Below are 10,568 nucleotides of genomic sequence, written 5' to 3'. Positions count from 1 at the left end.
GGGTGCGTCTCGTAGCTTGGTGTCAATTCCTGCGGGGTTCTCGTCGTCGTTGACGTAGGAGGGCCATCGTGGGATGACCAGTTGTTTCCGCCAAGAAGCAAAGAAGAGATCCCACGATGACCCAGAATCAGTCTGCCTTGACGACCCTGATCGCAGAAGTCCTCGCCGATCCTGACCTCGCCCATTCCGACGTGTTCCGTCGGATGCTGCAGGCGGGGCTGCAGGACCTTGTTGACGCGGAAGCGACCGCGAAGATCGGCGCGGCCCGTTACGAACGCACGGCGGAGCGCACCACGCGTCGCAACGGTGCTCGCGCGAAGACGCTCGCCACGCCCGCGGGGGAGGTCGACATTCAGATTCCGAAGCTGCGGGAGGGGTCGTTCTTCCCGAGCCTGCTCAGCCCACGCCGCCGTGTCGACAAGGCGCTCTACGCGGTGATCTGCCAGGCCTGGATCGACGGAGTCTCCACCCGCAAGGTCGACCAGCTCGTCCGCGCGCTGGGCAACGACACCGGCATCAGCCGGTCCACCGTCTCCCGCATCTGCTCCGAGATCGATGAGGTGGTGCACGAGTTTCTGCACCGCCGGCTCGATCACACCTGGTTCCCGTACCTGTTCCTGGACGCCACCTACCTCGACGTGCGCCACCGTGGCCGGGTTCTCTCCCAAGCCCTCATCGTCGCGACCGGGGTCAGCGGCGACGGCCGTCGGGAGATCCTCGGGATGGCTCTCGGCGACGCGGAGACGACGGACTTCTGGACCGAGTTCCTCCGCTCCCTCCGCGACCGCGGTCTGAAAGTCTCCACCGACACAGACCCGCTCGGCGTGACCCTCGTCACGTCCGACGCTCACGCCGGCATCAAAGCCGCCGTCAAAGCGATCCTCCCCGGATCGGGCTGGCAGAGATGCCGCGTCCACTTCGCTCGTAACGTCACCCAGAAGCTCGGATCGGCACGCTCCAAGCCCGTCAACGCGCTGATCTCGACGATCTTCGCGCAGACCACCCCCGAGGCCGTGATCGCCCAGTATCACCAGGTCTCCACGTCCCTCCGCGGGTCGTTCCCGGAGATCGCAGACATGCTCAATGCTGCCGAAGCAGACCTCACCGGATTCGCGCCGCTCCCGCGTGAGCATTGGCAGAAGGTCTGGTCCAACAACCCGATCGAGCGCCTCAACCGTGAGATCAAACGCCGCGCCGACGTCGTGCAGATCTTCCCCGACCGCGACTCCGTCACCCGCCTCATCGGCGCCGTCCTGCAGGAGCAGCACGAGGAATGGCAATACGGTGAACGCCGCTACCTCTCCGACATCTCCATGCGCAAACTCGTCCACACACTCCAAGACCACGCCGAGCCTGAGCGCCCCGACCTGTTCCTCACCGCCTGACCCTCACCCATCAAGGAAGCAGCCGGATTGACACCACAACACGGGACTTGACCATCCGACGCAACGACGCCGCTGGCTTGTCGTTGCCGAAGGACCCGCAACCCGCGGAACGACGCGCTTTTCCGGCGTCTCGAGTGCCCCCGGCCGCGGTTTCGGAGTGCCGTTGTGACATGTGTCACCGAGCCGTCACGGGCGTCGCGCTCAGCGCCCGATCGGCGGACCCGGATTCCTGCCCGGAGCATCCGTCCGTCGGGGCTGCGCGGGCCGATTCGAGGGGCGATTCCGGCGTATCAGGATCGTAGATGGACCCATCAGGATCCTAGATGCGTGCCGCACGAGCGAGGCAGGATACGGCTGATCAGCCCTTCAAAATCAGGGCTGCGCGGGGTCACCCGAGATTGAACTCTTCGACTACAGGTGGACGGGTGTGCTCACGAGCGCACGCAGAGCAGTGTCTCCGTTCTCGATGCGAAAGCGGTCCGGCAATTGCCACGGATTCGCACGCTCCCAGAGCACTAGAGCCAGATCGCCGACGTCCGCGCGCAGCACTTCAGACGCGAGGGGCACGTCTGTCCCTATGGCGGCGATGACGTTCCAGTCCGCCGTGAATCGCCAGCTGCGGTCGATGTCGTCCGCCACCAGGAAGAGATCGTGCGGAAGGGGCTCGATCCCGCGAGCACGCGCGGCGGGCACAAAGACCTCCACGAACTCGTCGATGGCGTCGGCCTGCTGTCCGAGTTCCAGCTCCTCCGGCATCGGTGGCGCTGCGTCGCTGGCCGTCCGGAGGTCCCAGAGATGTTTGGCCGCCTCGTACGTGTCATCCGACGCCCCCAGAACGAGGTGATGGATGGCGCTTCAAACAGTGTCCAGCACTCGCGGTCCGGGTTCACGCTCGCAAGCGTTGCCACGAGCCTGCGGCTCGTTTGCGTGAACCACTCGACGGGATCCTCGTCTTCGGGGCGAACGAGGGCCTTGCGATCCGCGGGCGCCCCGGTGCGCACGATCTCGGTAACCCAGGCCTGGACGTTTCCGAGGTGATCGATCATCTGCCCGGCAGTCGGCCAGATCGCGCTCTGCACGATGGCATCGGCCCCGACTGCCGCGGCTTGCTCGGCGAACGCCCGGTTGAGGGCCTCGAGGCCATGAAGCGACATCATGACTTCATCTTGGCCGAAACGATGTGGCGGAGACGGAGGGATTTGAACCCCAAAGAGTCCCGCTCGGACCCATTCCAGTTCGATCAGAAGGCCGCGGATTCATGCGGTTCCAAGCGTGTTGCGGTCGGTGTTCGACCCCTTTCGGTCGGTCTCGTTCGTGTTGAGATGTGGGCACCGTATGGGCACGGACCCGGGGCATGCGGATGGCCTGCACGGGGACATGCGCGAAGACAACGAGCGTCCAGGACCGCAATCTAGCGGAGAGAGCCGTGTGTGCACTAGTCGGGCAATCCGGGCTTGATGGGCGCCGTCGTCCGCCACTCAAGACCCGGATACACCTGTCACCGCACGACGACGGTTGCGGTCGCTAGCCGGTTGAGAACCTGCTGGCTGGTGGATCCGAGGATGAACCGGGCGATCGGTCCACGGCCGTGGGAGCCGATGACCGCGAGCCGCGCGTTCATCGCGAGCCGGTTGATCACCGCATCCGGGCTGTAGCTGCTCTCGACGACACTGCGGACGACCAGATCGGGGTAGAGCTGCGCGAGGCCGGCAAGCGATATCGCCAGCGACTCCTCCGTGAGGATCTGCATGTTGCGCAGGTACTCATCGGGATACGTTCGCATCCCGAGCGGGATGGCGACGGGCGACCAGGTGCTCACCGCGATGAGCGGCTCACCGGAACGCTCCGCCTCCGCCGCCGCAAAGGCGATCGCAGCTTCCGATACCGCCGACCCATCCGCTCCGACGACCACGCCCTCGCGCGCCGCCATATCGAGGTCGGGTACGACGACGACCGGGCAGTGCGCGCCCGCGGTGATGCGGATCCCGTGCGGCCCGCGAGCAGGACCCGACTCGGGGCCCCGGTAATCACTACCGATGACCAGAAGGGCTGCTCCCGTCGAGGCCTCGATGAGCTGTTCAACGGGATTGCCCCGACCCACGCGCGTCTCGACGGGCACTCCTCGTTCGCGAACGCGCTCGGCTTCTCGATCGAGCAGGTGCTGCGTGAGCTCGAGCGCCTCGTCGATCACTCGGCCCTCGCCGACGACCCCGACCGCGCCTCCGACGATGGAAACGAGTTCTACCGCATCGCCCCGACCGGCGGCTCGATCGGCGGCCCAGTCGACGGCCCTCCGCGACGCAGCCGCATCCGTCACACCGACAACTACTCTTTCGCGCACTTCGCACTCCTCTGCTCGAGGCGACGCTGTGGCGGTCGCCGCGCTGCTTCCACCTCCGACTATTCCCGATCACGGTGGGCACGCGCCAGGACATAGGTCCCGCTCCCTCCTCGTCGGGCACAGAGGGACCATGGGCCCTATCGGTATCGCTCGCGGTGGCGCACTGTGGGAGTACAGCGGCGAGCGATCTGTGTTGCTTCGCCGAGTTCTGAGAGACGACAGGTATTGGGCGTTATGACTGCAGTGAACTCCGCCGAATCTCTCCAGCCCGGCCTGCCGTCCGAGCGCCCGCCGGAAGACCTCACGCACCACCCGGGCGCCTCGTCGGGCTCACCGAGCAAGCCGCATGCGCACCACGCCACCGATGTCCTCGAGGGGCTCGACACGAGCCGCTCGGGGCTGCGGTCGAGCGACGTTGATCGGCGTCACGCGCACTTCGGTCCGAACAGCTTTCCTGAGCCAACGCGAACGCACCCCATCGTGCGCTTCCTCGCACAGTTCAACAACGCCATCATCTACGTGCTCCTCGCGGCGGCCGTCATCAAGCTCGCCTACAGCGACTACATCGACGCGTCCGTGATCCTCGCTGTCGCGATCATCAACGCCATCATCGGCTTCGTCCAGGAGGGGCAGGCAGAGAAGGCGCTGCTCGGCATCCGCCGCATGCTCTCGCCACAGGCGACGGTACGCCGGGACGGCGGGTGGCACGACGTCGAAGCTGCCACGCTCGTGCCGGGCGACATCATCAGGGTGGGCGCCGGCGACCGCTCACCCGCCGATGCGAGGCTCGTCGAAGCACGCGATGTGCGCGCAGACGAGGCGGCATTGACCGGCGAGGCGGTGCCCTCCGACAAGCACACGGATCCGGTCGTGCGCGATGCCCCCGTCGGCGACCGCGACAACATGCTGCACGCGGGGTCGGTCGTGGTCGGCGGGCGGGCCGTCGCGGTCGTGACTGCGACGGGCACGCGCACAGAGCTCGGACGGATTCAGCAGCTGGTGCGCGACGTCGAGCAGACCGATACCCCACTCATCCGCTCGATCAACCAGCTCGGACGCCAGATCACGGCGATCGTGCTCGCGCTGATGGTCATCATGGTTGTGTTGGGGTTCGTCCTGCACGGCGACCCGTTCGACACCCTGATCTCTTCTGCGATCGCCTTCGCCGTGGCCGCCGTCCCCGAGGGGCTGCCCGCCGTCGTCACGATCACGCTGGCGCTCGGCGTGCGACAGATGGCCGCTCAGCGCGCGATCACGCGCCGACTCGCTGCCGTCGAAACCCTGGGGTCGGTCACCGTGATCTGCTCGGACAAGACGGGAACCCTGACGAAGAACGAGATGACCGTGCGGGCAGCGGCGACCCCGAATCGCCGCTACACGGTCACGGGCGAAGGCTACGACCCCGAGGGCACCGTGCTGGCGGAGGGCGCCACCGACGAGTCGGGCCCGGAACATCCGCACTCGGGCGATCTCACCGAGATGGCCACGATTCTCGCGCTCTGCAACGACGCTCGCCTCGACCACGCCGAGACGGGCGAGTGGCGGGTCGTCGGCGATCCCACCGAGGGCGCCCTGGTGAGCTTCGGGCGCAAGGCGAACGTCGAGTTGACGCCCTTCACGCGTGTCGACGAGATCCCCTTCGATGCCGACGTCAAGTACATGGCTACGCTCGACAGGTCGGCTACCGGCGAGCAGTTTGTCTCGGTCAAGGGTGCGCCCGACCGGGTGCTCGCGCTCTGCGCGTTTCAGCGGTCCACCGACGGAGGTCATGCTCCCCTCGATCCCGACGCGTGGCAAGCGCTCATCGATGACTACAGCGCCCGGGGCATGCGCGTCCTCGCTGCGGCGCGCCGCGACCTGCCGACGGATGCCGTGACCGTCGAGCCCGGCGACCTTCGCGAGCTCGTCATGCTGGGCGTCGTCGCGATCGCCGACCCGCCTCGGCCCGAGGCGACCGCAGCAATCGCCAAGTGCCAAGATGCCGGCATCCGCGTGAAGATGATCACGGGTGATCATGCGCTCACCGCCCACGCGATCGCGGCCGAGATGGGACTGACTGACGCCGATGCGAGCGTTCTGACGGGCGCGGACGTGGATGCCCTCGACGACGCCCAGCTGGAGGATGTCGTCACCGATGTCGACGTTTACGCGCGCACGAGTCCCGAACACAAACTCCGCATCGTCGCAGCCCTCCAGTCGCGCGGCGGTGTCGTCGCCATGACCGGTGACGGCGTCAACGACGCCCCGGCGCTCACCCGCGCCGATGTCGGGGTCGCGATGGGCATGAAGGGAACCGAGGCGGCGAAGGATGCGTCGGATGTCGTGCTCGCCGACGACAACTTCGCCACGATCGAGCGGGCCGTCAGCGAGGGCCGCCGCGTGTACGACAACCTGCAGAAGTCGGTCGTCTTCATCCTGGCGACGACTCTCGGCCAGGCGCTGGTCGTCTTCACCGCCGTCGTCATCGGCTTTGCGGACCCGCTGCAACCCACGCAGATCCTCTGGGTGAACCTCGTCACCGCGGTCACCCTGTCGCTCGCATTCGCCTACGAACCCGTCGAGCCGGGAACGATGAAGCGCCGTCCACGGCCCCCCGGCGAGTCGATCCTCTCGGGCAAGCTCTTCCTGCTGGCAGGCATGGGGGTCGTGGTGGCCGCGGCGACCACGACCGCATTCTTCGTCGAGCTCAACAGGAGCGGCGACCTGGACATCGCACGAACCGCGGCGGTGACCGTACTGGTGGTCACCCAGATCGCGGTCCTGTTCAATGTCCGTCTGCTGCACGGTTCGAGCTTCACTCGCCGTGTCTTCACAGGGAATCGTGTCATCTGGATCTCGATCGCCGCGCTTGCCGCCCTGCAGACGGCGTACACCTACCTGCCCCCCTTCCAGTTGTGGTTCGGCTCGGTGCCCCTCGGCTTCGTACAGTGGACCACCGCATTCACCTACGGCCTCGCCGTCTTCCTGGTCATCGAGGCAATCAAGGTAATCGGTCGTCGTGCCGCGCCCGGCGGATGGCGGCGCGCCGATCCGTCCGGTCGAGGAATCGGCGTAGTTCACGGCTAACCGACACCTAGGGCACCCGCCTCGCACTCACCGGATCTTCGTCCGCATCGACCTGGAAGATCCTGGTAGCAACGGCGCCATGGCTTCTGGGATGCGAATCGCTTTCGACGTGGGCATCACGACGCTGTCGAAGATTCGGCTGTTGTCGGCCTTCCACCGCGACGGTGGCCGGGTCAACCTCGGCCTCGTCGCCAAGCCGGACGACGTCGTCACGCTGCGTCCGGCGCGGGTAGTCCATGCCGCCACGCCACAGAGCGCATCACGTCAGAAGGAGTCGTCCGGCATCTCGTCGATCGCCGCCGCATCGGCTCGAGCCCGTCTGCTGCGGGGCCTGGTCGCTTCTCGGATGCGCCGCACGATGAGGACTGCCACCCCGAGTGCGAGCGCGGTGTAGACGACGTAGTCGAGATATGACAGGTAGCCCTCGAGTCGTTCGTGTTGGGTCCCGAGCGCGGCACCCACCCCGATGAGCAGCGAGTTCCATGCGCCGCTGCCGACGATTATGTAGATGCTGAACCGGAGGAGGTTCATGTGAGATGCGCCCGCGGGGAGTGAGATCAGGCTTCGAACTCCCGGGACCAGCCTGCCGACAAGAACCGTCCAACTGCCACTGCGGAGGAACCAGTGCGCTCCGCGATCGAGGTCTGACCTGCTCACGAGCTTCGTCGCTGCGAGAAAGGTGACTGCGCGTTCCATACCGATGGCGTAGCCGATCCAGTACAGCAGCAGTGCCCCGATCCACGATGCGAACGTGCTCCAGAAGATGAGCCATCCCAGGTTGAGGTCGCCGCTCTGGCTGAGGTACCCGGCGAACGGCAAGATGACTTCGCTGGGGATCGGGGGGATGAGAACCTCGATGAAGACGAGCACCCCGACCCCGAAGTCCCCGAACGCTGTCAAGACATCCGCGGCGAAGCCGGTCAGGCCGGTGAAACCATGATCAGTCGCCGAGCTCGCAGCGGCGCTCATTCAGTGGACCTCCCGCTGTTGGCGCGTGAACATCGGATGGTCATGAAACGGTGGACAGTTCCGCTGGTCCCGGCAGGACTTCGCGCAGCAGGTCATCCATCGTGACGATGCCGAGGAGCGTGTCGCCGTCCACCACGGTCGCGAGCTGCACACGTCCGTACCTCATTCGCGCCAGCGTGTCGTATGCGGATGCATCGGGAGTGGTGACGAGGGCGTCCCGAGCGATGTCGGCGGCAGGTGTCGCCAGGTCGATCGCCAAAGTGTCACGGACGTGTGCCACACGGGATCCCGCGCCCGTTCCGACGAGGATGCGAAGGTGGCCGGATGAAGCCGCTACCTCCTGAATGTCGGCCGCGGTCGCGGTCGCCGGCACCGAGGTCGGCACCCTGTCGGTGCGCACGATGTCGCCCACCGTGAGCGTGCCGAGCGCGATCGCCCGCGCGATGGGCGCCGAGAACTGCACGTCCAGTGTCCCGGCGGCACGCGAATGCGCCACGAGTTCACGGATGGTGTCCGCATCCTGTCCGCCCGCAGCCGCCTTCTCGACCGGCTCGACGCCCGACGCTCGGACGAGGCGGTTTGCGATCTGGTTGATCCACAGCAGGAACGGCCGCAACGGCCAGGTGAAGGCCCGCGCCGCGATACCGGTCGCCTTCGCAGCTGTTTCCGGATGCGCGATCGCCCATGACTTCGGGGCCATCTCGCCGATCACCAGGTGAAGGAAGGTGACGACGATGAGGGCGAGCATGAAGGCGATGACACCCGAGAGGACATCGGGCAGGCCCAACTGTTCGAGCACGGGTGCGAGCGCGTAGTCGATGGCGGGCTTCGTGATGGCGCCGAGCAGGAAGGTGCAGGCGGTGATGCCCAACTGGGCGAAGGCGAGCATGACGGTCAGCTCGTTCATCCCGCGCAGAGCCGCTCGCGCCGACGCGCTGTGGTCGGCCTCTTGCTCGAGCCGGTGTCGGCGTGCGGCGAGCAGCGCGAACTCGACGATGACGAAGAACGCGCTCGCGAGAATGAGTGCGGTCGTGATGATCGTGACCATCCACCAGCTCATCGGGTCACCTCCTCATTCGAGGCATCCGCCGGGATGAGCGCGTTGTTACCCGCTGTTTCGCCAGCCGTCTCGCCAGCCGTCTCGGTGGCATCGTGATCGACCTCGCGGAGTCTCACGACGAGCTGCGACGGCACGTGTCGTTCGACCTCGGTGACCTCGACGTCGAGCCAACGCTCGATGTGCATGCCCTGCACCGTCTCGGCCGGCTTCTCGGGCAGGGTGATCCGAACGCTCACGCCCACGGGAACCAGGTCGCCGTGTTCGCTGATTATCAGGCCCGCGATGGTCTCGGCATCGCCGCGGGGCAGATCATGTCCGATCAGTCGCTCGACCTCGTCCAGGTGCACGTCACCGGGCAGGGTCCAGTGGTCATCTCCCACATTCACGACCTCGTGGACATCCATGTCGTGCTCGTCCGAGATCTCGCCGATGACTTCTTCGGTGAGGTCTTCGATGGTGAGGATGCCGTCGAAGTTGCCGTACTCGTCGACGACGCACGCGAGTTCGTTGCGGGTCTGGCGCATCCGCTCGAGTGCGACGGGCAACTGCATCGTCGTGGGGATGACGACGGCGTCGCGCATGACCGTCGACACCGGCGCATCGTTGTCGTGCTTGTTGCGAAGCAGGTCGATGAGTTCTACAACGCCCACCGGATCATCCTCGTCGCCGATCACGGGGTAGCGGGTGTGGCCGGTCGCCATCAGCGCCCGGACCTCGCCGATCGTGGTGTCGGGAGAAATCGAGTCGATGCGCGAGCGCGGAACCATCGCGTGCTCCACGTCGCGCTGCGGGAAGTCGAGGATGCGGTCGATGATCATCGACAGATCGTCCGGCAGGTCCCCGCTGACGCGGGATTCCTCGATGATCGCTTCGAGATCGCGTGCCGTCGCGCTCTCGTCGACGTCCTCGAGCGGCTCGATCCGCAACAGGCGGAGCAGGGCGTTCGCGGCGACGTCGAACACCGTGATGAGCCATCCGAATGCGAGCAGATAGATGCGCGTCGGCATGGCGAGCGCGCGGGCAAGGGGTTCGGGGTTCGCGATGGCGAGGTTCTTGGGATAGAGCTCACCGAAAATCATCGTGACGATCGTCGCGAGCAGCAAGGCACCGATCGTGCCCACCAGCACCGAGACCGTCGGGTCGATGCCGACCCCGCCCAGCAGCGTACCCAGCGACACACCGATCAGCGGCTCGGCGACGTAGCCGATCAGCAGGCCCGTCACCGTGATCCCGAGCTGGGCGCCCGAAAGCATGAAGGACGTGCGCTTGGTGATGGTGAGCACGCGCTTCGCTTGCGCGTCGCCCTTCTCTGCCAGCGCCGCCATGCGGGAGCGGTCGACCGACATGTAGGCGAACTCCTGCGCGACGAAGAATCCGCAGGCGGCGATGATCGCCAGCGTCACGAGCACACCCACCAGCAGAGTCAGCGCTGCCTCGAGCATCGAAATTCACCCCCTCGAAGATTGAGGGGGCTCGGTGATCGACCCTCCTGGTCGGTGGAGGCACGATGATGGCTCACGGGGTTTCTCTCTCGTGGGTCAGTGGCAAGTCTCATCAACGATACGGGACCCCCGGCCACGCACCGGCTATTCCGATCACGTGCAGGTCAATGCACAGGAATCTCGCTCGTGCCACGGATTTGTAGCTCGAGTCTCACGCCCGAAATCCCGCCCCTGCAACAATCACGAGCAACACAATCGTCGCCATCGTGAGATCTGCTAGACCCCGTCATTCACTTCATATCGAA

8 protein-coding genes are annotated in these 10,568 nt (G+C 66.1%); 2 read left to right on the top strand and 6 right to left on the bottom strand.

What is annotated here, in order from left to right:
- The first annotated feature begins 116 nt into the window (after positions 1-116).
- Positions 117-1,385: an IS256 family transposase gene (locus CGU34_RS16800; RefSeq protein WP_100809674.1), complete on the top strand. Its 1,269-nt coding sequence runs from the start codon at positions 117-119 to the stop codon at positions 1,383-1,385.
- A 411-nt stretch (positions 1,386-1,796) separates the two neighbouring features.
- Here CGU34_RS16800 and CGU34_RS16795 read toward each other — a convergent pair whose 3' ends face one another.
- Both CGU34_RS16795 and CGU34_RS16790 read right to left on the bottom strand, forming a co-directional pair.
- Positions 1,797-2,141, bottom strand: a complete 345-nt coding sequence (locus CGU34_RS16795) for a hypothetical protein (protein WP_036300072.1) — start codon at positions 2,139-2,141, stop codon at positions 1,797-1,799.
- Between the two features lie 742 nt (positions 2,142-2,883).
- Positions 2,884-3,726, bottom strand: coding sequence for a universal stress protein (locus CGU34_RS16790; protein WP_036300069.1), 843 nt, complete (start codon positions 3,724-3,726; stop codon positions 2,884-2,886).
- Positions 3,727-3,960: 234 nt separating this feature from the next.
- On the opposite strand from CGU34_RS16790, the gene CGU34_RS16785 reads away from it, so the two are divergent.
- Positions 3,961-6,792 carry a cation-translocating P-type ATPase gene (locus tag CGU34_RS16785; protein WP_081766388.1) on the top strand — a complete coding sequence of 944 codons (2,832 nt, stop codon included), beginning with the start codon at positions 3,961-3,963 and terminating at the stop codon, positions 6,790-6,792.
- A gap of 7 nt (positions 6,793-6,799) precedes the next feature.
- Here the strand turns inward: CGU34_RS16785 and CGU34_RS17075 are convergent, their stop codons facing one another.
- From CGU34_RS17075 to CGU34_RS16770, 4 genes are read right to left on the bottom strand one after another with little or no spacing between them, the layout of a single operon-like run.
- A complete protein-coding gene (locus tag CGU34_RS17075) occupies positions 6,800-7,030 on the bottom strand; it encodes a hypothetical protein (protein WP_144238046.1) in 231 nt (76 codons plus the stop codon).
- A 26-nt stretch (positions 7,031-7,056) separates the two neighbouring features.
- Positions 7,057-7,761, bottom strand: a complete 705-nt coding sequence (locus tag CGU34_RS16780; protein ID WP_051513728.1) for a DedA family protein — start codon at positions 7,759-7,761, stop codon at positions 7,057-7,059.
- Between the two features lie 40 nt (positions 7,762-7,801).
- Positions 7,802-8,821, bottom strand: coding sequence for a CNNM domain-containing protein (locus CGU34_RS16775; protein ID WP_036300067.1), 1,020 nt, complete (start codon positions 8,819-8,821; stop codon positions 7,802-7,804).
- Entirely contained in the window at positions 8,818-10,263 is a 1,446-nt protein-coding gene (locus tag CGU34_RS16770) for a hemolysin family protein (protein WP_051513726.1), read from the bottom strand. Before CGU34_RS16770 ends, CGU34_RS16775 begins: the two co-directional genes overlap by 4 nt.
- Positions 10,264-10,568 lie beyond the last annotated feature (305 nt).

The sequence above is a fragment of the Microbacterium lacus genome (assembly GCF_002812805.1).
Classification (GTDB): domain Bacteria; phylum Actinomycetota; class Actinomycetes; order Actinomycetales; family Microbacteriaceae; genus Microbacterium; species Microbacterium lacus_A.
The sequence above is the reverse complement of the archived record's forward strand: the minus strand, read 5'-3'. Positions and strand labels throughout refer to the sequence as shown.